This is a genomic window from Bacillus sp. ok061, from assembly GCF_900108285.1.
GTDB lineage: Bacteria > Bacillota > Bacilli > Bacillales > Bacillaceae_G > Bacillus_A > Bacillus_A thuringiensis_S.
In genome coordinates this window covers 1-20,748 of the sequence record NZ_FNUW01000016.1, presented here as the reverse complement: position 1 = coordinate 20,748, position 20,748 = coordinate 1, and the positions used below count along the sequence as shown (strand labels likewise).

Here is a 20,748-nt window from a genome sequence, read left to right as displayed (position 1 = left end):
TCGCTATACGATTTCCGCTAATGTTAAATCAGCGTTTTCTTTTTCATATTCAAGATGAGCGCCAGTAACAGACTGAACAAACTCGATATTATATGCGAACTTATTTAATTTTGTACGAACATCTTTTTCAGACGTAGCCTCTAAATATAAAACTTTTGTATTTTCACGTACTGGAACCTCAGTTAATTTTTCTTGATAAAATACTTTAAAAATCATTTGGAAAACCTCTCCTTGTCTATGTTTTGCATTATCTGTTACTTATTATAAAGCAAACAGTCACGATTTTCATGTTTTTTCGAATGAGAATGAAGAAAAAGCCCGAAATGGGCACAAGTTAAGCGATTGTCTTTTTACGGACTAGACCGTTTAAATAACGCTTGAGCTTTTTCTTCAGCTTCTTCAGCATGATTACTCCTTCCTTTCCTTATTTTAAACATGCCTATTACTAGTGAAAACTCTATCTCTGATATAAGAGATAGGACAAAAGTGAATGGTGAATCTTGTCCTTTCCCATACAGTGAAAGTTATTCTATAGTAACGATTAGTAGCCGTTAGTTATAGGTATAGTATGAGGAAGAATGGAAAAGAAAATTCATCCGAACAAGTATCCACATGTTTTACTAATATATATATGCAAAGTTTATAAATAAGGTCAGAAAGGGAACGCTTTCTTCACAGATGTTTAATATGTTATACTTTTTTTTAGAATTTGAAAAGCGATATTCAAAATAGGAATATAGAGTGCCAGAAAGGATTTTGACAAATGAATGATAAAATTGTTTTTTTTGATATTGATGGAACATTATTAGATCATGATAAAAAAATTCCGCAATCTACACGAGATGCAGTAAAACAGTTACAAGAAAAAGGTGTACATGTAGCAATTGCGACAGGGCGCGCGCCATTTATGTTCGAAGATATTCGCAAGGAACTTAATATACATAATTATGTTAGTTTTAATGGACAATATGTTGTCTTTGAAGATGAGGTAATATTTAATAATCCGTTACATCCAGATGCTTTACATAAGTTTACTCAGTTTGCAAAACAAGAAGGATATCCACTTGTATACCTTGACCATCAAGATATGAGAGCATCAGTGGAATATCATGATTATGTGAAAGAAGGCTTTGGAAGCTTAAACTTCGAGCATCCCGCATATGAGCCTAATTTTTATGAGGAACGTAATATTTATCAAACACTACTTTTTTGTGAAGTAAATGAAGAGGAAAAGTTTATTAATCATTATCCAGATTTTCATTTTATTCGTTGGCATGCATATTCAATGGATATCATTCCGAATGGTGGTTCTAAGGCAAAAGGAATTGAGAAATATATTGAAAAGTTAGGTTTTAATCGTAATCAAGTGTATGCATTTGGAGATGGCTTAAATGATTTAGAAATGATCGAAGCCGTTGGCACAGGTATTGTGATGGGAAATGGCCATGAAGACTTGAAAAAACTTGCAAATCATGTGACAAAGGACGTTAGTGAAGACGGTATATATCATGGACTAAAGTGGGCTGGATTGCTGTAAGTGAATATGGAACCCATTTCATAATAAAAAGGCGGAAGATTAACTTCCGCCTTTTTATCCCGCTATTTGCCGGGTAGTAAGACCCCCACCTCAAAATTCAGCGAAAGCAAAGAAGTTAGGTGGGGGGGCTGCTGCCCGTAAAAGCCCGATTGGTGAGGGCTAATAATCAGTGGGGGATGAACAAAACCCCCACTGATTAAAGTTTCACTTTATTATTATCGCTCTAGAGGTTTGGAATCATCAGGAGCGACAAATGGATTTTCTTTATTAATATGGTCATAGAACATAACGCCATTTAAATGGTCAATCTCGTGCTGGAATACGATTGCTGGTAAACCTTTTAAACGTAATTTTACTTCTTCCCCGTTAATAGAAGTTGCTTTTACTGTAATTCTTGTATAACGAGGAACATAACCAGGTACTTCGCGGTCTACAGATAGACAGCCTTCACCGCCCTGTAAATATGTACGTTCAACAGAATGGCTAATGATTTTTGGATTGAATAATGCATGGCTATATAATGTACCGTCCGCATCGGTTACATGAACTGCAATCATTTTTTTTGAAACACCGATTTGCGGAGCCGCTAATCCGATTCCAGGGCGTAAACTATATTTTTCAGCCATTTCAGGATCTTGGCTATTTATTACAAATTCAATCATTTCTTTTAAGGTAGTTGTATCTTCTTCGCTTGCCGGTAATGACACCTCTTCTGCAACGTTGCGCAAAATAGGATCTCCTTCGCGAATAACATCTTTCATTGTAAGCATATGTAATCTCTCCTTTCCTCTTTAGTCTACCAAAGGAGATGGAAAAAGTCATCGGCAAGAAAGGGAAGGCATTTTGGAAATCGTTCTATTATAGAGTAGTTATGTATGTAATAAAAAGAAAAAGACGGCAAAGCCGTCTTTTTCTTTCCATAGTTGTTTCGTTTTACATTAGCGAATGCAAGCAGCACCAACGATAATTAAAAGAATAAACAACACAACGATTAAGGCGAAGCCGCGTCCAGATCCGCCACAAGAACCGCCATAACCGTAGGAAGGATATGAACAAGTTGGATAGCAATATGAGTATCCGTACATGAGATGACCTCCTTTATCATTTCCCGCTAATACTGCGGTTATTATAATGTATGGAAGAGAGGGTAGGAATGTATAGGTATTTACCTAAAAAAGGAAGAGTAGTTTGTATATTTTTGTTACGAAGAGAGAAAAACTAAAGAGAATTAAATCGTTTACATATTATTCTAAGAGAAAAAATAAGTGAAAAAGGGAATAATATAACAGTAGGTCAATGCTTACTAATACAGATGTAAAAAATAAAAACACGTTTGTGTAGTAGAAACCTGCATATTATTTATAAAAAAACGTATTCAAAGTAATTGACATCGTAATTAGAATAGTTGTAAACTAAAAAACGTGATCAAGATTGTATTAATATGTTTCTGAAAAAACATTAGTACAGATTGTTAGGTACACAAAATTATTCTCAACCGACAGACAAACATGTTGGTTTACATCGTTGCGCTTTTTAAACTGGAAAATAGCCAGTGAAAGCGTTTCAGAATATGGTTCAAGAGAGGAAGAGGTGAACGGAATGGGTACTAAAACAAAAAAGACCCTATTTAATGTTGATGAGCAAATGAAAGCTATCGCAGCTCAATTTGAAACATTACAAATTTTAAATGAAAACGGTGAAGTTGTGAATGAAGCAGCTATGCCTGAATTATCTGATGATCAATTAAAAGAATTAATGCGTCGTATGGTGTATACTCGCGTATTAGATCAACGTTCTATTTCTTTAAACCGTCAAGGACGTTTAGGTTTTTACGCACCTACAGCTGGACAAGAAGCTTCTCAATTAGCGAGTCATTTCGCACTTGAAGCAGAAGACTTCATCTTACCAGGATACCGTGATGTACCACAATTAGTATGGCACGGATTACCATTATACCAAGCATTCTTATTCTCTCGTGGACACTTCATGGGTAACCAAATGCCTGAGAATGTAAATGCATTAGCTCCACAAATCATTATCGGTGCGCAAATCATCCAAACTGCTGGTGTTGCGTTAGGTATGAAACTACGTGGTAAAAAATCTGTTGCAATTACTTACACTGGTGACGGTGGTGCTTCACAAGGTGACTTCTACGAAGGTATGAACTTTGCAGGTGCATTCAAAGCTCCAGCGATCTTCGTTGTTCAAAACAACCGTTATGCAATCTCTACTCCAGTAGAAAAGCAATCTGCAGCTAAAACTGTAGCACAAAAAGCAGTAGCAGCAGGTATTTACGGAATTCAAGTAGACGGTATGGATCCATTAGCTGTATATGCAGCAACTGCTTTCGCTCGTGAGCGCGCAGTAAATGGCGAAGGCCCTACTTTAATCGAGACTTTAACATTCCGTTACGGTCCACATACAATGGCTGGTGATGACCCAACTCGTTACCGTACAAAAGATATCGAAAACGAATGGGAACAAAAAGACCCAATCGTACGCTTCCGTAAGTTCTTAGAAGCTAAAGGCCTATGGTCTCAAGAAGTTGAAGAGACAGTAATCGAAGAAGCAAAAGAAGATATCAAACAAGCAATTGCTAAGGCTGACCAAGCTCCAAAACAAAAAGTAACTGATTTAATGGAAATCATGTACGAAAAAATGCCTTACAACTTAGCTGAACAATATGAAATCTACAAAGAAAAGGAGTCGAAGTAAGCCATGGCTCAAATGACAATGATTCAAGCAATCACTGATGCTTTACGCGTTGAAATGAAAAATGATCCTAACGTACTTGTATTTGGTGAAGACGTTGGTGTAAACGGCGGTGTATTCCGTGCTACTGAAGGTTTACAAGCTGAATTTGGTGAAGATCGTGTAATGGATACTCCACTTGCAGAGTCTGGTATTGGTGGACTTGCAGTTGGTCTTGCACTTGAAGGATTCCGTCCAGTTCCAGAAATCCAATTCTTCGGTTTCGTTTTTGAAGTAATGGATTCAATTTCTGGTCAATTGGCTCGTATGCGTTACCGTTCTGGTGGACGTTGGACTGCTCCAGTAACAGTTCGTTCTCCATTCGGTGGTGGTGTTCATACTCCTGAACTACATGCTGATAGCTTAGAAGGATTAGTGGCTCAACAACCTGGTCTAAAAGTTGTTATTCCATCTACTCCATACGATGCTAAAGGTCTTTTAATCTCTGCGATTCGTGACAACGATCCAGTAATCTACTTAGAGCATATGAAATTGTATCGTTCATTCCGTCAAGATGTACCAGAAGGCGAATACACAATTGATTTAGGTAAAGCTGATATCAAACGTGAAGGTACAGATGTATCTGTTATCGCTTACGGTGCTATGGTTCACGCTGCATTAAAAGCTGCTGAAGAACTTGAAAAAGAAGGTATCTCTTTAGAGGTTGTTGACTTACGTACAGTTCAACCATTAGATATTGAAACAATCATCGCTTCTGTTGAAAAAACAGGTCGCGTAGTTGTAGTTCAAGAAGCTCAAAAACAAGCTGGTATTGCAGCTAACGTTGTAGCGGAAATTAACGACCGTGCAATCTTAAACTTAGAAGCTCCAGTTGTACGTGTTGCAGCTGCTGACACAGTATTCCCATTCTCTCAAGCAGAGAGCGTATGGTTACCAAACCACAAAGATATTGTTGAAGCTGTAAACAAAGTAATGAACTTCTAATTTTTAGCTTTTCATGTGCAAAAGAAATCAGCACATGCTGGTTTCTTTTGTACATATTCCATAATAATGAAATGAATCAGGGGGCTGAATTCCGTGGCATTTGAATTTAAACTACCAGATATCGGTGAAGGTATCCACGAAGGTGAAATCGTAAAATGGTTTATTAAACCAGGCGATGAAGTAAACGAAGACGATGTACTTCTTGAAGTACAAAATGATAAAGCAGTAGTAGAAATCCCTTCTCCTGTTAAAGGTAAAGTACTTGAAGTACTTGTAGAAGAAGGAACAGTTGCAATCGTAGGAGATACATTAATTAAATTTGATGCTCCTGGATACGAAAACCTTAAATTTAAAGGTGACGATCATGATGAAGCTCCAAAAGCTGAAGAAGCAGCAGTAGAAGCTCCAGCAGCGGAAGCTACTCCAGCAGCAACTGCAGAAGTAGTAAATGAGCGCGTAATCGCTATGCCATCTGTTCGTAAATACGCTCGTGAAAAAGGTGTAGACATTCATAAAGTAGCTGGTACTGGTAAGAATGGCCGTATCGTAAAAGCTGACATCGATGCATTTGCAAATGGTGGACAAACTGTAGCAGCAACTGAGGCTCCAGCAGCAGTAGAAGCTACTCCAGCAGCAGCGAAAGAAGAAGCACCAAAAGCACAACCAATTCCAGCTGGTGAATATCCAGAAACTCGTGAGAAAATGAGTGGTATCCGTAAAGCGATTGCGAAAGCAATGGTTAACTCTAAGCATACAGCTCCTCACGTAACATTAATGGATGAAGTTGATGTAACTGAGCTTGTTGCTCACCGTAAGAAGTTCAAAGCAGTAGCAGCTGACAAAGGTATTAAATTAACTTACCTTCCATACGTTGTTAAAGCTTTAACATCTGCATTACGTGAATACCCAATGTTAAACACTTCTTTAGACGATGCATCTCAAGAAGTAGTTCATAAACATTACTTCAACATCGGTATCGCAGCTGATACAGACAAAGGTCTATTAGTACCAGTTGTTAAAGATACAGATCGCAAGTCTATCTTCACTATTTCTAACGAGATCAATGATCTTGCTGGTAAAGCACGTGAAGGTCGTCTAGCTCCAACTGAAATGAAAGGTGCTTCTTGCACAATTACAAACATTGGTTCTGCAGGTGGACAATGGTTCACTCCAGTTATCAATCACCCAGAAGTAGCAATCCTTGGTATCGGCCGTATCGCTGAAAAACCAGTTGTGAAAAATGGTGAAATCGTTGCAGCTCCAGTATTAGCATTATCTCTAAGCTTTGACCATCGTTTAATTGACGGCGCAACTGCTCAAAAAGCGTTAAACCAAATTAAACGTCTATTGAATGACCCACAATTATTAGTAATGGAGGCGTAATAACAATGGTAGTAGGAGATTTCCCAATTGAATTAGATACAGTCGTTGTTGGTGCAGGTCCTGGTGGATACGTTGCGGCAATTCGTGCAGCACAATTAGGTCAAAAGGTAGCAATCATTGAAAAAGCTAACCTTGGTGGCGTATGCTTAAACGTTGGATGTATTCCTTCAAAAGCGTTAATCAATGCAGGTCATCGTTATGAGAATGCAATGCATTCTGATGACATGGGTATCACTGCAGAGAACGTAAAAGTTGACTTTACAAAAGTTCAAGAATGGAAAAACGGCGTAGTTAAGAAATTAACTGGCGGTGTTGAAGGCCTTCTTAAAGGTAACAAAGTTGAAATCATTCGCGGTGAAGCTTACTTCGTAGATGCTAATACATTACGCGTTATGACTGAAGATGCAGCTCAAACTTATACGTTTAAAAATGCTGTTCTTGCAACTGGTTCTACACCAATCGAAATTCCAGGATTCAAATACTCTAAACGTGTTATCAACTCTACAGGTGCTTTAAGCTTACCTGAAATTCCTAAAAAACTTGTTGTAATCGGCGGCGGTTACATCGGTATGGAATTAGGTACTGCATATGCTAACTTCGGTACAGAAGTTACTGTAGTAGAAGCTGGCGACGAAATCTTAGCTGGTTTCGAAAAAGCTATGAGCTCTGTTGTTAAACGTGCTCTACAGAAAAAAGGTAACGTAAATATCCATACAAAAGCTATGGCTAAAGGCGTTGAAGAAACAGAAACTGGCGTAAAAGTTAGCTTTGAAGTTAAAGGTGAAATCCAAACTGTAGAAGCAGATTACGTATTAGTAACTGTAGGTCGTCGTCCAAACACTCAAGAAATCGGTCTTGAGCAAGTTGGAGTTAAAATGACTGACCGCGGCATCATCGAAATCGATGAGCAATGTCGTACAAATGTACCAAACATATATGCAATCGGTGATATCGTTCCTGGACCACCATTAGCTCACAAAGCTTCTTACGAAGGTAAAGTAGCTGTAGAAGCAATTAGTGGCCATGCATCAGCTATCGATTACATCGGAATTCCTGCAGTATGCTTCACTGATCCAGAATTAGCATCTGTTGGTTACACTAAAAAACAAGCTGAAGAAGCTGGAATGACTGTAACTGTATCTAAGTTCCCATTCGCTGCTAACGGTCGTGCATTATCATTAAACAGCACTGACGGTTTCCTACAACTTGTAACACGTAAAGAAGATGGCCTTCTTGTAGGTGCTCAAGTTGCAGGTGCAGGTGCTTCTGATATTATCTCTGAGATTGGTTTAGCTATCGAAGCTGGAATGACAGCTGAAGATATCGCTCAAACAATCCATGCTCACCCAACATTAGGTGAAATCACAATGGAAGCAGCTGAAGTTGCTCTTGGAATGCCAATTCACATTGTAAAATAATTTAATTAATAAAAATAGCCCCTCTCTTATTGTAAGAGAGGGGCTATTTTTATTTTCATCAAATGACTTGCAAGGTCTTTAAACGTACTTGTCGAATGAATATATAATACTTTAACAAATGATTCATGCGTAATTTACTTCAAAGGTAATATGTATCATCCTATAATATGTAATTGATTCAAACTTAACCCCATATATTAATAAAATAGAGCATGTCAAAGGAGAAGGTTCCATGAAAATATTACATGTTATATTTTATCATTTACTACTATGGAGTGGCTTTTCCACTGTGTTAACATTATCGAATGGTGATAAGCTTCATTATAAAGTCATTCTTTTTTTCGTATTCCTGTATTTAGCCTATGTAATAGCATATTTTGTATTACACGTAAGAAAGCAAGCTTTATTTCTTACATGTTCGAATTGTATACTATTTTTAATCATATTATCTATTTTTTAAATTAACGTTTATAAAAATACATTGTTCTTCCATTAAATAATTGTAACTCTCCTTCTAATTTCTTCGCTAAAAAACGGCAAAATTCATTTGCTTTCCCTTTGTCACCATATGTTGCATTAGGTGGTAAAGAAACTTGGATGAAAGATTGTTCATTTTCTATACCAACACCAATATAAATTGAGTCATACCGGTCGTGATTGGATTGAAGTTTTAATGTTGTTGTAGATGTATCTAAAATTTCATAAGGAAAAGCGGTATTTGTATACGTGTAATTAATTTGGGCCCCAGTTTTATAAGTAACTGTTTTATAATAATGAAAAAGTTGTTTTATATCATCTATTGAAACAGATTGTTGATTGGATTTAGGTACAAGCGTAATAAAGGCATGTTGCATAGAACTTCCCCCTAACTTAGTAGAATACTATCATTCTACATCCTACTGAATTTTTTGACAATTAAAAGGAGTATTACATGTTTTGTTTAATATACTAGTAATGAAACGTGATGTAGAAAGGTGGAAACCAATGTTTGAAAAATTGTATGATGAGCATGAAAGTGTGAAGGTACGATTTTTAGGGTTTATGACACATGATACACGTTATGATTTTGGTGTTATTTATACAAATATGTTTTTTGGAAAGCCGCTCATTGTTTGTATGCAAACAGGAAGGTCTACTTTACTCGGACGAGATGATGTAGAGAATGTTCAATATATACAGGAGATTTTTAAATTAGGATCAGAAGAGGAAGCAAAGGAGTTAGCTCAGTTTTTCAAATTTCTAGTTCCGTCAACTTCTTTACATGCGGAATATGAAGAATAATTAATGTGAAACAGTCGTACTTATAAATATGGCTGTTTTTTTATTTTAATATCGCATACTAATTTAAATTTAAAATATTTAATGTGTTATACTAAAAACCTATTGACGTAAAAAGTATAACATATTAAAATGAAGACAGAAAGTTAAGCGGTTACAAAAAAGTTTTTGGGATTATAAACTTAGGGGGAAATGAAAAATGGGAACAATCGTATGTCAAGATTGTGAAGGTACAATTGCACACTTCGAAGATGAGAAAGTAACGGTACTTTACGGGAAATGTGGATCTTGCGGATGTGATCACACAGAGCATACAAAAGCCCAATAATTGATAGGAAATGGACAGCTAAAAGTTTTTAGGACCATAAACTTAGGAGGAAATGAAAAATGGGAACAATCGTATGCCAAGTATGTGAAGGAACAATCGGACATTTTGAAGATGAGAAAACGACGGTACTTTACGGAAAATGTGGAACAAATTGTGACTGTGCTAGAAAAGATAATGCGAAAGCTTAATGATAAATAAATAGATTACTATTAAAACTCAGGGGGAAATGAAAATGGGAACAATCGTATGCCAAGTATGTGAAGGAACAATTGGACATTTTGAAGATGAAAAATCAACAGTACTATACGGGAAATGTGGATCTCATTGCGAATGTGACCATAAAGAACATACAAAAGCTTAATAATAAGAAAAAGCGCCTACATGTGTAGGCGCTTTTTTTAATAAATTGTAGTTGTATGGCCAACTGTTGCAACGATTGCATCATCTCTAATTGGAATAAAGCTTATGGATGTCTGTGGTGTACTAGAAGAAACGTATTGGCTCATTATACGGCTATCGATACGGGTAATAGTATCGGTCAAGAAAGCTGAAATAAAAGCGTAAGGGACTCGTCGTTCATTTAATGAATAAATAATTTCTTCTTTTGTTTTTACACCTACGCCATGTCCGTAAAAAAAGAAATTTCCTAAATAGATTGTGTTTTCTCCTTGCCACTCAATCGTAGCTGGATTCACTTGTGGGTTTTTAAAGTAAACGAGGTCACCTGGAACAAGATCGCCACCGGTTTTTGTTATGAGCCTTAGATCTTGATCGTAGTCCCATGTATAAAGTAAAAGGTTTGCAAATAGACGATTGAAAGTTTCTTCCTCATACAATGATAATAAAGCTTTATAAAAAATAATGATCATAGCGGTTGCGCATTCAGTTCCATATAGTTTTCCGTTTTTGAAAATATCTTGTATGGCAATAGAAGGTGGTATGTTTGGAAGAAGCTCGAATCCTCCAAGGGACGTTCTTTTCCAATACTGGGGGTTGCAAAAGGATTGTTGAAATGTGCGAAACTGAAATCCACTTTGAAAAAGTTCTAGTGCAGAGATAATAATATTAACTCGTAAATTGAGATCAAAGCTGAGTTCATCAGCTGTTCGGAAGGAATAAACTTCTTGATTTCCTGCCATTATTGATAAAATTTGTTGTTTCTCTGCTGCAAATGGCTCATATTCATTTGTAATATAAGGATGTACAATAGAACGGCCTATTACAATCATAATAGTATCCCCACCTATACGTTACATTCTTTAGTATCGTATGAAGAATAGGAAAAAAGGTGAAAAAAAAGCCTATCAACTGATAGGCTTGTACTCTTTAATAACACGTAATGTTTGTAATGTCATATCTTCAGGACCTTGTACAGGTAAACCTGCTTCTAAGTTTTTACGAATATACTCTAAGTTTTCTTGTGTAATAATTTCCCCCGGAGTAAAGATTGGAATCCCTGGCGGATAAACCATAACAAAATCAGCTATAATACGACCCGCTGCATTTTCAAATGGAATGACTTCTGTTTCCGAATAAAAAGCATCTCGAGGAGAAAGTGCTAGCACTGGAATTTCTGGAATCTCTACTTGTACTTGAACACCTTTATCTGCCCTATTTCTAAATGTTGCTGCTAAATCTTGTAATGCTGCAATAAGTGTATTTGTATCACTTTCTGTATCTCCCAAAGTGATAAGACATAGTATGTTGTATAGATCTGAGAGTTCTACTTCAATGTTATATTTCTCTCTAAGCCATACTTCAGCTTGGTGGCCGGTAATACCTAAATCTTTTACAGATACAATTATCTTTGTAGGATCATAGTTAAAGGTAGCATCTGTACCTAACATTTCTTTTCCAGGACAGTAAAGATGCTCAATAGAATTTATAGCATCACGAACATGTTCAGCTAATTGTATTGTTTGTGCTATGAGTGCTGTTCCTTCTGTAGCAAGACGTTTTCTGGCAACATCAAGGGATGCTAACAAGATGTAAGAAGTTGATGTAGTCGTAAGCATGCTAATAATAGATTGGACATGCTTTACATTCACCAAGCCTTCTTTCACATTAAGAATAGAACTTTGAGTTAAAGAGCCTCCTAATTTGTGAACACTTGTTGCTGCCATATCTGCACCCGCTTGCATCGCTGACATCGGCAATTCATCGTGAAAATGAATATGAACACCATGAGCCTCGTCGACTAGTACAGGGATGTCATAAGAATGTGCTAATTGTACAATCTGTTCTAAGTCTGCAGCAAACCCAAAGTACGTTGGATTAATAACAAGTAAGCCCTTTGCATCTGAGTGCTCTTCAAGTGCTTTTTTGACAGATTGAATTGTGATTCCATGAGAAATACCGAGCTTCGGATCGATTTCAGGATGCATGAAAATCGGTTTTGCACCTGAGAAAATAATAGCTGACATTACTGATTTATGCACGTTTCGTGGTACTAGGATTTTGTCACCAGGACCGCAAACGCTCATCACCATTGTCATAATAGCGCCACTTGTACCTTGAATAGAAAAGAAAGTATGATCTGCACCGAATGCAGCGGCTGCTAAATCCTGTGCTTCTTTAATCATACCTTTTGGATGATGTAAATCATCGAGTGGCGCAATATTAATTAAGTCAATTGCTAATGCATTATGCCCAATAAATTCGCGAAATGTAGGATCCATGCCCTGTCCTTTTTTATGACCAGGAATATGGAATTGAATTGGATTTCGCTTACTGTGCTCAACTAAAGCGGTAAACAATGGTGTTTCGTATTGGGACAATCTATACACCCCTTCTTCTTCATAATATTTAGTATAATTTGTTTTATATAATCCTGCTCTAAAAAAGGTAAGTCTTTTTTTAGAATGAGGCTTGTTTTTCTGCCATTCAAAAAATCGTTTTTGAGATGGTAGCTTCACTTTATTTTCTATAAAACAAAAGCATTATATCACCAATAATTATAGATGTATAGAAAAAAATGTTTTTAAGGTGAGTATGTTTAATAGTTAGCCTCAACTAATGAATAGAGGAAGACAATTCCATTAAAATGAATAAATAGTGTATAATGCAGAGTGGCTATAATGAATAATAAAATATTCTCTTTAAGATAGCATAATGAAACAAGAAGAAATGATAAATGGGGTGCGAAATGGAATATCAATATCCGTTAGATTATGATTGGTCAAATGAGGAAATGGTTATAATTGTGAAGTTTTATGAAGCAATTGAGAAAGCTTATGAAAAAGGAATTATAAGAGAAGAATTAATGGGTTTATATCGTCGCTTTAAAGAGATTGTTCCATCGAAAGCAGAAGAAAAGAAAATTGATAAAGAGTTTCAAGAAGTAAGTGGATACTCTATATATCGTGCTATTCAAAGAGCAAAGGAAGTCGAAGAACAAAAGGTTGTAAAAATGTAAAAAATATTTTGAAAAATAAAAACTGAAGTGATATAATGTGATAACAACTAAAAACGGACAATATAAATTGTCCGTTTTCTACTATCGATTACAAAGTGCATATAAAGGAAGGAGTGATTGCATCGTAGATTCAATCTTAGCAAGGAATTGTTCGTTGGTCATTGCTGAAAACTCCTCTGGTGATATATGAATACCAACTAATAATTCTGCTTTTTTTACAGTAGCTAGTCGTTCAATCATCTTTTGTAAGTCTTCGGTTTCAAGTGTTTTATGTAATTTCACACTTGGTTTAGTATGGTCAATGGACCAAACGAAGTCATTTGGAATATTTGTTTTTAAATCATTTAAATGTTCTAAGAAGGCATGAGCCGTCTCAACTTTTTGTGGACACTCATAGATTAAACCAAAGTATATGAAGGCATGAGTACCCCATAAGCCGATTTGGAAATGCGGTAGCATTTTATATCCTCGTTTATTTGTTGAAAAAGCAACCCAAGTATCGTTTGGTGGATTGACTTTGCGACGTGCGTGTTTTGCAACATGATAAAAAAAGTTCTCATCAGTGTGTTGGGATAAGTATTCTGCAAATTGTTCCCCTAAAGCTTCTAGCTTAGGATGAATGTTCGTTTTAATTGCACTCATTCGTTCTTCGAGACCATCAACTGTAAAGACATCAAAATCAGTTGACTTGAATGTTTGTATTGTCATGATTGTTCCTCCAACTCCTATTTTGCTTTTATTTTAGCATAGCTTGTACTATTCATAAAAAAAACAGCACAAAAAAATTTAAATAAAAAAATATAATTTTGTTGCATAGATGATTTATCCAACATAGTATAGTATAAAACAAAAAATCAGAAAATTTAATTAATTCTAGTCCGAGGGCAGACGAATATTGGGAGGAGGCAAATAATATGAGACAGGTGATTAATGCGTTAAAGAGAACAGATGCCGAAAAGAGAATACCGGTGCTACGTTTGGAGCTAGATTATGAATTAGCAACTTTATATGATGCGATGATGGAAGATGATAAACAGAAAAAAGAAGAGTGTGTACAAAAGTTAGAAGTGTTAAGACTTGAAATGATTCGTTTAGAAGCGTAATAATAGTATATGTATAAAAAATTAGTTGGTGCGAACCTTATAAAGGGTTCGTTTTTTCTGTGAACAGTAAAGATCGGAGTGTTTAAACATGCAAGAAGTATGGAAAGACATCGATGCACACGCCAAACGGTGGATTCGGGATGCAGGAGAGCATTTAATGGCATCCATGAAAAAAGCACTTATTATAGAAACAAAATCCAATGCAGCTGACTTAGTGACAAATATGGACCGAGAGATAGAACAGTTTTTAATTGGGAAAATTAAAGAAACATTCCCGAATCATAATATTTTAGGAGAAGAGGGTTATGGAGACGAGATAACGTCTTCTGACGGGGTTGTTTGGTTAATTGATCCAATTGACGGCACGATGAACTTTGTTCATCAAAAAAGAAATTTTGCAATTTCAATGGGGATTTATGAGAACGGTATCGGAAAGATTGGACTTATTTATGATCCAGTACATGATGAACTATATCATGCAGTCAAGGGATCTGGAGCTTTTTGTAATGATATATCAATTCCTCCATTGGAAAAAGGAACTGTAGAGCAAGGTATTGTAGCTTTAAATGCGATATGGCTTACAGATAATCCATTGCTTAATATGGAAAGTATGATGGCACTTGTTAAGAAAGCAAGGGGCACGAGATCGTATGGCTGTGCAGCGTTAGAGATGGTGTACGTTGCAACAGGAAGAATAGATGCATATGTAACGCCGAGATTATCACCATGGGATTTTGGCGGAGGACAGATAATTGTAGAAGAAGTTGGAGGGAAGGTAACGACATTCTCTGGAGCGCCACTTTCTATCATAGAGAAGAGCAGTGTGCTAGTTGCAAAACCAGGAGTGTATGAAGAAGTGTTATCTTTTATATCAGAGCCACAAAAAAAGTAAGAGGCTATGTATAAGCTTCTTACTTTTTAGCGTTATTGTGATTTGCGCATTTTTCTTTTTGTTACAAAACCGTATCCAACTGCAACAAATGTACCGATAATGCAAATAATAATACCGATTGGACTATTTTCAGCAATCATAATGCCGATACCGATTAAGAAAATAACACCGATAATTGCGGTTAATAAAAAGCGATATTGAATGTGTTCCATTTCTTCACCCTCCAATCTCATTTTACTTTCACAAAAGTAAGAATACAACTATATTTTCATTCTTGCTTTTATTTTAATTGCTATTGTATCCCCTTCGCTCTTATAATAGAGAAGGATTAAAAAGACATTAGGAGTTGGACATGTTGAAAAAACGACAAGATTTACGTAATATAGCAATTATTGCCCACGTTGACCATGGTAAAACAACACTTGTTGACCAGTTATTACGTCAAGCGGGGACATTCCGTGCGAATGAACATATTGAAGAACGCGCAATGGATTCAAATGATCTAGAGAGAGAACGCGGTATTACAATTTTAGCGAAGAATACAGCGATTCACTATGAAGATAAAAGAATTAATATTTTAGATACACCAGGTCACGCTGACTTCGGTGGAGAAGTAGAACGTATCATGAAAATGGTTGATGGTGTTCTACTTGTTGTTGATGCATATGAAGGTTGTATGCCACAAACACGATTTGTTTTAAAGAAAGCTCTTGAGCAAAACTTAACTCCAATCGTTGTTGTAAACAAAATTGACCGTGACTTCGCTCGCCCTGATGAAGTAGTTGATGAAGTAGTTGACTTATTCATCGAACTTGGTGCAAACGAAGATCAATTAGAGTTCCCAGTTGTATTTGCATCAGCAATGAACGGAACAGCAAGCTTGGATTCAAATCCGGCAAATCAAGAAGAGAATATGAAATCATTATTCGATACAATTATCGAACATATTCCAGCACCAGTTGATAACAGTGAAGAGCCACTTCAATTCCAAGTAGCACTTCTTGATTACAACGACTACGTTGGACGTATTGGAGTTGGACGCGTATTCCGCGGTACAATGAAGGTTGGGCAACAAGTTGCTTTAATGAAAGTTGACGGAAGTGTAAAACAATTCCGCGTAACGAAATTATTCGGTTACATTGGATTAAAACGTCAAGAAATTGAAGAAGCAAAAGCTGGAGATTTAGTAGCTGTTTCAGGTATGGAAGACATCAACGTAGGTGAAACGGTATGTCCGGTTGAGCATGAAGAGGCTTTACCATTATTACGTATTGATGAGCCAACGCTACAAATGACATTCCTTGTAAATAACAGCCCATTTGCAGGTCGTGAAGGTAAATTCATTACATCTCGTAAAATTGAAGAGCGTCTTCGTTCACAATTAGAAACAGATGTAAGTTTACGTGTAGATAATACAGATTCTCCTGATGCATGGATCGTATCTGGACGCGGGGAACTGCATTTATCTATCTTAATTGAAAACATGCGTCGTGAAGGTTATGAACTACAAGTATCTAAGCCTGAAGTAATTATTAAAGATATCGATGGCGTAAGATGTGAACCTGTAGAGCGCGTACAAATCGATGTTCCTGAAGAGTACACTGGTTCTATTATGGAATCAATGGGTGCACGTAAAGGTGAAATGTTAGATATGGTGAATAACGGAAACGGTCAAGTTCGCCTTACTTTCATGGTTCCGGCACGTGGTTTAATTGGTTACACAACAGAATTCCTAACATTAACTCGTGGTTACGGTATTTTAAACCATACATTCGATTGCTACCAACCAGTACATGCTGGACAAGTGGGTGGACGTCGCCAAGGTGTTCTAGTTTCACTTGAAACAGGAAAAGCATCACAATACGGCATTATGCAAGTTGAAGACCGTGGTGTAATCTTCGTTGAACCAGGTACAGAAGTATATGCTGGTATGATTGTCGGAGAACATACTCGTGAGAACGACTTAACAGTTAACGTTGTGAAAATGAAACAACAAACTAACATTCGTTCTGCGACGAAAGATCAAACTTCAACAATGAAGAAACCACGCCTAATGACTTTAGAAGAATCATTAGAGTACTTAAACGATGACGAGTTCTGTGAAGTAACTCCAGAATCAATTCGTCTGCGTAAAAAGATTCTTGATAAGAGTGAGCGCGAAAGAGCTGCTAAGAAAAAGAAATCTGTTGAAGCGTAAAAACAAAAAAACAACGACCTTTTATAAAGGTCGTTGTTTTTTATTATGTTTATTTTTTAGAATATTTACTCTTTTTTGTGGACAGTATTTTTTTTGCGAGTTACTCTTGTATTAAGTGTATAAAGAAATTTGTATTTTACTGCTAGGGGGGAAGAGTGTGTTAGAAAGGATGTCTTTTTTTGCGAAATTGTGTAAGGTAGATGAAAATCCAGAGTTAGGAATGTGGTTACTTTATGGGACGATTATTATATTAAGTGCTCTCGTCTATAATTTAGGGTTTGCTAGAAAGTTGTCTGTACTTAAAAATATTGTGATATACATATCATTAGCAATTGGATGTACAGTATTAACCTTTTTTGCTGTATTTTTACCCGTTGGAGAAGGACTTGTTGTAGCGGCAATTGTACTTGGGATTTATAGATTACGTTTGCGTCAAGCGAAACAACAAAAAGCAGGATGAGGAAGGGGGAGTTTTTATGCGTTCAGTACAAGATGCACTATATAATTGGTTAACAATTAAAACAGTTGCTGAAGCACGTCCAGATGATAGTGCTGCAAAAGAAACGTATTTGTTATTTCAAAATATGATATATGAAGAACATAAATTAAAAAATGTGGAAGTCGAAAAGAACGAGGAGATGTATTTAATTACATATGAAATGAATGGGGAAAGGAAGTCTGCAAGGTTTCCGCTAGAAGCCATTGATTGTTTTTTGGATCAGATGAATCGTGAACCAGAAAAATATAAATAAGTCCTTATCTATATGAGTAAGGACTTATTTACATTTTACCAATCGTCTTCGATTTTTTTATCACGATATAATCGGAAATTACCACTTGCATGACGTTCCATTGTACGTTCTGCAATTCGTTCCGAACATTCCATGCACATATATGTATGAATAGGGCGATTACGCAGTTTTTTTGCCATAGGATTTTCATCATCTAACATATCTTTTTTATCACAAATCATACATTTGACTCTCATTTCGTCACCTCAATACGAATTCTATCAGTATAAGTATATCATGGAAGTATAATGTTTTTGAATAATAGTGGGAAAAAATAATATTTTCGCAATTCAAAAAATAAGTTATGATAAGGATATACCAAGTATGTTTGGAGGTGAAAATATGGCGAATGTAGTAGAGCCTACCTTAACAGAGGATTTAGTACAAACGTTGCGTAAAGAGTGTATTGTTATGATAGCAACGACAGATTTCGAAAAACAAGTTCCTAACGTAAGTGCTATTTCTTGGGTGTATGCAGTGAGTAAAACTAGTATTCGATTTGCAGTAGATCAACGTTCACGTATTGTGGAAAATATACGGCATAATACAGGTGTGGTATTGACTATAATGGCGAATGAATCCGTATTTTCCATAAGTGGTGCAGGTGAAATTTTGACAGATAGAATGGAAGGTATTTCTTTAAAATTAACTGTAATAGAAGTAAATGTGCAAGAAGTGCGTGATGTTATGTTTTATGGAGCGAAACTTGCAATTGAACCAACATATGAAAAAACATATGATCTTCGGGCAGCGAAAAAGCTGGATAACGAAGTGCTAGTAGGGATAAGAGAATTATAAAGATGCTAAATAAGAAATTCGTTTATTCACTTTTGTAATCGGTTATTGTGATTTAACGTTAATAATTATAATAAAAGGTAATATATTGAATAGAAATGAATAAAGAATAAATAAAAGGTTTAATGACTATGATTTTCGATTCTACCTCGTTTACACGGTACATATAATTATAACAATGGTTCGTCCATATTTTATGGATGAAACCCTTGTTCTACAAATTTAAAAGTGGAGTCAGGGGGTAACAGGTTGGATAAAATTTATGTGTTAGATACGAATGTACTTTTGCAGGATCCTTTATCTATTTTTTCATTTGAAACCAATGAAGTAGTGATTCCAGCAGTTGTATTAGAAGAGGTTGATTCGAAAAAACGTTATATGGATGAAGTAGGACGAAACGCTCGTTATGTATCTAAGTTAATAGATAAATTTCGTGAAATAGGAAAGCTGCATGAAAGTATCCCGCTAGAAAACGGCGGAACATTTCGTATTGAATTGAACCATCGTTCATTTGTGCAACTACAAGATATTTTTGTAGAAAAAACAAATGATAATCGAATTTTAGCTGTAGCAAAAAATCTATCTTTAGAAGAACAGGAAAAAGAGGACGGGAAGTCTGTTATTTTAGTAAGTAAAGATGTACTCGTAAGGGTAAAAGCTGATGCAATTGGTTTGAAGGCTGAAGATTATTTAAGTGATCGCGTAATTGAAGTAGAAAATATATATTCTGGCTTTTTAGAAGGATATATATCAAAAGAACAATTGGATTATTTTTATGAGAAAGGTGAATTGCCTCTATCTGAAATTGCGAATCATCCTTTTTATCCAAATCAATTTGTAGTAATGAAAGATGCATTGGGGGGCTCTAGTTCTGCGCTTGGCATCGTGGATCACTTAGGTAAGAAGGTAAAGAAACTTATTTTTCACAATGAACAAGTGTGGGGGATACGACCACGAAACGTGCAGCAAATCATGGGATTAGAATTGTTGCTTCGTGAAGATATTCCGCTTGTAACGTTAACAGGGAAAGCCGGCACAGGAAAAACGTTACTTGCATTAGCTTCGGGACTTATGCAAACAGAAGACTTAGGGTTATATAAAAAATTACTCGTTGCAAGACCGATTGTCCCAGTCGGAAAAGATATCGGTTATTTACCAGGAGAAAAAGAAGAAAAGTTAAGACCATGGATGCAGCCAATTTTTGATAACCTAGAGTATTTATTTAATACGAAAAAGCCAGGAGAGTTAGATGCTATTTTAGCTGGAATGGGTTCGATTGAAGTAGAAGCCCTTACTTATATACGCGGGAGAAGTATTCCAGATCAGTTCATTATCATTGACGAAGCACAAAATTTAACAAAGCATGAAGTGAAAACGATACTAACTAGGGTAGGGGAAAAGAGTAAGATTGTATTGATGGGAGATCCTCAGCAAATTGATCACCCATATTTAGATGAATATAATAATGGCTTAACGTATGTTGTAGAGAAGTTTAAAGAACAGCGCATTAGTGGTCATGTGAAGTTTGTTAAAGGGGAGCGATCTAATTTAGCTCAACTAGCAGCAGATTTATTGTAAAAAGGAGTGAGCTTAAGCTCACTCCTTTTCCAGGCTGTGGAGAAAGTCTTCTCCACAGCCTGTTTTTGTGTCTGAACCTCTTTTTATGTGTCAACACTGATAAAAAGAGGTAAAGGAGAGATTTTTTATGATGGGTGCTTTAAAAAATCATCGTGATGAACGTGTATCTGTTTCTGTAGAAGAGTTGGTTCCACAAGATCATTTCCTTCGTGCGATCGAAGCGACAATTAGTTTTGATTTTATTGAAGAGAAGTTACGCCCTTATTACTGTGAAAACAATGGACGTCCTTCAATCCATCCTATCGTTTTATTTAAAATGATGTTTATTGGATATTTT

27 protein-coding genes and 1 pseudogene are annotated in these 20,748 nt (G+C 36.1%); 19 read left to right on the top strand and 9 right to left on the bottom strand.

The window, feature by feature from the left end; genetic code table 11:
• Positions 1-3: 3 nt before the first annotated feature.
• On the bottom strand, positions 4-216 hold the full coding sequence (locus C4S65_RS20180) for a DNA-dependent RNA polymerase subunit epsilon (protein ID WP_000576435.1): 213 nt from the start codon (positions 214-216) through the stop codon (positions 4-6).
• A gap of 547 nt (positions 217-763) precedes the next feature.
• On the opposite strand from C4S65_RS20180, the gene C4S65_RS20170 reads away from it, so the two are divergent.
• Complete coding sequence (locus C4S65_RS20170) at positions 764-1,537, top strand: Cof-type HAD-IIB family hydrolase (RefSeq protein ID WP_000998276.1); 774 nt, start codon at positions 764-766, stop codon at positions 1,535-1,537.
• Positions 1,538-1,752: 215 nt separating this feature from the next.
• Here the strand turns inward: C4S65_RS20170 and def are convergent, their stop codons facing one another.
• Together def and C4S65_RS20155 are read right to left on the bottom strand one after the other, a co-directional pair.
• Entirely contained in the window at positions 1,753-2,307 is a 555-nt protein-coding gene (def, locus tag C4S65_RS20160) for a peptide deformylase (RefSeq protein ID WP_000957050.1), read from the bottom strand.
• A 168-nt stretch (positions 2,308-2,475) separates the two neighbouring features.
• Positions 2,476-2,622, bottom strand: coding sequence for a YjcZ family sporulation protein (locus tag C4S65_RS20155; RefSeq protein WP_000274562.1), 147 nt, complete (start codon positions 2,620-2,622; stop codon positions 2,476-2,478).
• 514 nt (positions 2,623-3,136) lie between these two features.
• Between C4S65_RS20155 and pdhA the strand changes: the two genes are divergently transcribed.
• From pdhA to C4S65_RS20130, 5 genes are all read left to right on the top strand, one after another.
• Positions 3,137-4,252: a pyruvate dehydrogenase E1 component subunit alpha gene (gene pdhA / locus C4S65_RS20150; RefSeq protein ID WP_000536895.1), complete on the top strand. Its 1,116-nt coding sequence runs from the start codon at positions 3,137-3,139 to the stop codon at positions 4,250-4,252.
• 3 nt (positions 4,253-4,255) lie between these two features.
• Positions 4,256-5,233, top strand: coding sequence for a pyruvate dehydrogenase complex E1 component subunit beta (gene pdhB, locus C4S65_RS20145; protein ID WP_000068163.1), 978 nt, complete (start codon positions 4,256-4,258; stop codon positions 5,231-5,233).
• Positions 5,234-5,326: 93 nt separating this feature from the next.
• The gene (gene pdhC / locus C4S65_RS20140) at positions 5,327-6,616 is read left to right on the top strand and encodes a pyruvate dehydrogenase complex dihydrolipoyllysine-residue acetyltransferase (RefSeq protein ID WP_000863420.1); all 1,290 of its coding nucleotides are present in this window, start codon (positions 5,327-5,329) and stop codon (positions 6,614-6,616) included.
• A 5-nt stretch (positions 6,617-6,621) separates the two neighbouring features.
• Positions 6,622-8,034, top strand: a complete 1,413-nt coding sequence (lpdA, locus tag C4S65_RS20135; RefSeq protein ID WP_000260104.1) for a dihydrolipoyl dehydrogenase — start codon at positions 6,622-6,624, stop codon at positions 8,032-8,034.
• A 232-nt stretch (positions 8,035-8,266) separates the two neighbouring features.
• Positions 8,267-8,494: a hypothetical protein gene (locus C4S65_RS20130; protein ID WP_000697473.1), complete on the top strand. Its 228-nt coding sequence runs from the start codon at positions 8,267-8,269 to the stop codon at positions 8,492-8,494.
• Position 8,495: 1 nt separating this feature from the next.
• On the opposite strand, the gene C4S65_RS20125 is transcribed toward C4S65_RS20130, so the two are convergent.
• Positions 8,496-8,888 carry a DUF1885 family protein gene (locus C4S65_RS20125; protein ID WP_061666352.1) on the bottom strand — a complete coding sequence of 131 codons (393 nt, stop codon included), beginning with the start codon at positions 8,886-8,888 and terminating at the stop codon, positions 8,496-8,498.
• Positions 8,889-9,018: 130 nt separating this feature from the next.
• Between C4S65_RS20125 and C4S65_RS20120 the strand changes: the two genes are divergently transcribed.
• The 4 genes from C4S65_RS20120 (at position 9,019) to C4S65_RS20105 (ending at position 10,001) form a co-directional block, all read left to right on the top strand.
• Positions 9,019-9,315, top strand: a complete 297-nt coding sequence (locus C4S65_RS20120; RefSeq protein WP_000462038.1) for a DUF3055 domain-containing protein — start codon at positions 9,019-9,021, stop codon at positions 9,313-9,315.
• Positions 9,316-9,511: 196 nt separating this feature from the next.
• Entirely contained in the window at positions 9,512-9,640 is a 129-nt protein-coding gene (locus C4S65_RS20115; RefSeq protein ID WP_000536778.1) for a GapA-binding peptide SR1P, read from the top strand.
• Between the two features lie 59 nt (positions 9,641-9,699).
• On the top strand, positions 9,700-9,828 hold the full coding sequence (locus tag C4S65_RS20110; RefSeq protein ID WP_000536803.1) for a GapA-binding peptide SR1P: 129 nt from the start codon (positions 9,700-9,702) through the stop codon (positions 9,826-9,828).
• Positions 9,829-9,872: 44 nt separating this feature from the next.
• Positions 9,873-10,001, top strand: coding sequence for a GapA-binding peptide SR1P (locus tag C4S65_RS20105; protein ID WP_000536796.1), 129 nt, complete (start codon positions 9,873-9,875; stop codon positions 9,999-10,001).
• Between the two features lie 37 nt (positions 10,002-10,038).
• Here the strand turns inward: C4S65_RS20105 and C4S65_RS20100 are convergent, their stop codons facing one another.
• Together C4S65_RS20100 and speA are read right to left on the bottom strand one after the other, a co-directional pair.
• A complete protein-coding gene (locus tag C4S65_RS20100) occupies positions 10,039-10,869 on the bottom strand; it encodes a protein-glutamine gamma-glutamyltransferase (protein ID WP_086407632.1) in 831 nt (276 codons plus the stop codon).
• Between the two features lie 75 nt (positions 10,870-10,944).
• Positions 10,945-12,417, bottom strand: a complete 1,473-nt coding sequence (gene speA / locus C4S65_RS20095) for an arginine decarboxylase (protein WP_061666353.1) — start codon at positions 12,415-12,417, stop codon at positions 10,945-10,947.
• Between the two features lie 368 nt (positions 12,418-12,785).
• On the opposite strand from speA, the gene C4S65_RS20090 reads away from it, so the two are divergent.
• Positions 12,786-13,055 (top strand): UPF0223 family protein, encoded by a 270-nt coding sequence (locus C4S65_RS20090; RefSeq protein WP_061666432.1) that lies wholly within the window; start codon positions 12,786-12,788, stop codon positions 13,053-13,055.
• A gap of 81 nt (positions 13,056-13,136) precedes the next feature.
• Here the strand turns inward: C4S65_RS20090 and C4S65_RS20085 are convergent, their stop codons facing one another.
• Positions 13,137-13,763 (bottom strand): DUF1054 domain-containing protein, encoded by a 627-nt coding sequence (locus C4S65_RS20085; RefSeq protein WP_000155318.1) that lies wholly within the window; start codon positions 13,761-13,763, stop codon positions 13,137-13,139.
• A 206-nt stretch (positions 13,764-13,969) separates the two neighbouring features.
• Between C4S65_RS20085 and C4S65_RS20080 the strand changes: the two genes are divergently transcribed.
• On the top strand, positions 13,970-14,158 hold the full coding sequence (locus C4S65_RS20080) for a hypothetical protein (protein ID WP_001250164.1): 189 nt from the start codon (positions 13,970-13,972) through the stop codon (positions 14,156-14,158).
• An 88-nt stretch (positions 14,159-14,246) separates the two neighbouring features.
• Positions 14,247-15,050: an inositol monophosphatase family protein gene (locus C4S65_RS20075; RefSeq protein ID WP_001158707.1), complete on the top strand. Its 804-nt coding sequence runs from the start codon at positions 14,247-14,249 to the stop codon at positions 15,048-15,050.
• 32 nt (positions 15,051-15,082) lie between these two features.
• On the opposite strand, the gene C4S65_RS20070 is transcribed toward C4S65_RS20075, so the two are convergent.
• Complete coding sequence (locus C4S65_RS20070) at positions 15,083-15,262, bottom strand: DUF5325 family protein (protein ID WP_000400123.1); 180 nt, start codon at positions 15,260-15,262, stop codon at positions 15,083-15,085.
• A gap of 140 nt (positions 15,263-15,402) precedes the next feature.
• On the opposite strand from C4S65_RS20070, the gene typA reads away from it, so the two are divergent.
• The 3 genes from typA (at position 15,403) to C4S65_RS20055 (ending at position 17,999) form a co-directional block, all read left to right on the top strand.
• Complete coding sequence (gene typA / locus C4S65_RS20065) at positions 15,403-17,247, top strand: translational GTPase TypA (protein ID WP_000914752.1); 1,845 nt, start codon at positions 15,403-15,405, stop codon at positions 17,245-17,247.
• A gap of 157 nt (positions 17,248-17,404) precedes the next feature.
• Positions 17,405-17,707, top strand: coding sequence for a YlaH-like family protein (locus tag C4S65_RS20060; protein WP_000893662.1), 303 nt, complete (start codon positions 17,405-17,407; stop codon positions 17,705-17,707).
• 16 nt (positions 17,708-17,723) lie between these two features.
• Positions 17,724-17,999, top strand: coding sequence for a hypothetical protein (locus C4S65_RS20055; RefSeq protein WP_001258140.1), 276 nt, complete (start codon positions 17,724-17,726; stop codon positions 17,997-17,999).
• A gap of 35 nt (positions 18,000-18,034) precedes the next feature.
• Here C4S65_RS20055 and C4S65_RS20050 read toward each other — a convergent pair whose 3' ends face one another.
• Positions 18,035-18,235, bottom strand: a complete 201-nt coding sequence (locus tag C4S65_RS20050; RefSeq protein ID WP_002082250.1) for a YlaI family protein — start codon at positions 18,233-18,235, stop codon at positions 18,035-18,037.
• 145 nt (positions 18,236-18,380) lie between these two features.
• Here C4S65_RS20050 and C4S65_RS20045 point away from each other — a divergent pair, with 145 nt between their 5' ends.
• From C4S65_RS20045 to C4S65_RS20035, 3 genes and pseudogenes are all read left to right on the top strand, one after another.
• Entirely contained in the window at positions 18,381-18,836 is a 456-nt protein-coding gene (locus C4S65_RS20045) for a pyridoxamine 5'-phosphate oxidase family protein (protein WP_000024597.1), read from the top strand.
• Positions 18,837-19,082: 246 nt separating this feature from the next.
• Positions 19,083-20,411 (top strand): PhoH family protein, encoded by a 1,329-nt coding sequence (locus C4S65_RS20040; RefSeq protein WP_000358083.1) that lies wholly within the window; start codon positions 19,083-19,085, stop codon positions 20,409-20,411.
• A 127-nt stretch (positions 20,412-20,538) separates the two neighbouring features.
• A pseudogene (locus C4S65_RS20035) lies at positions 20,539-20,748 on the top strand (IS5/IS1182 family transposase); the annotation flags it as partial.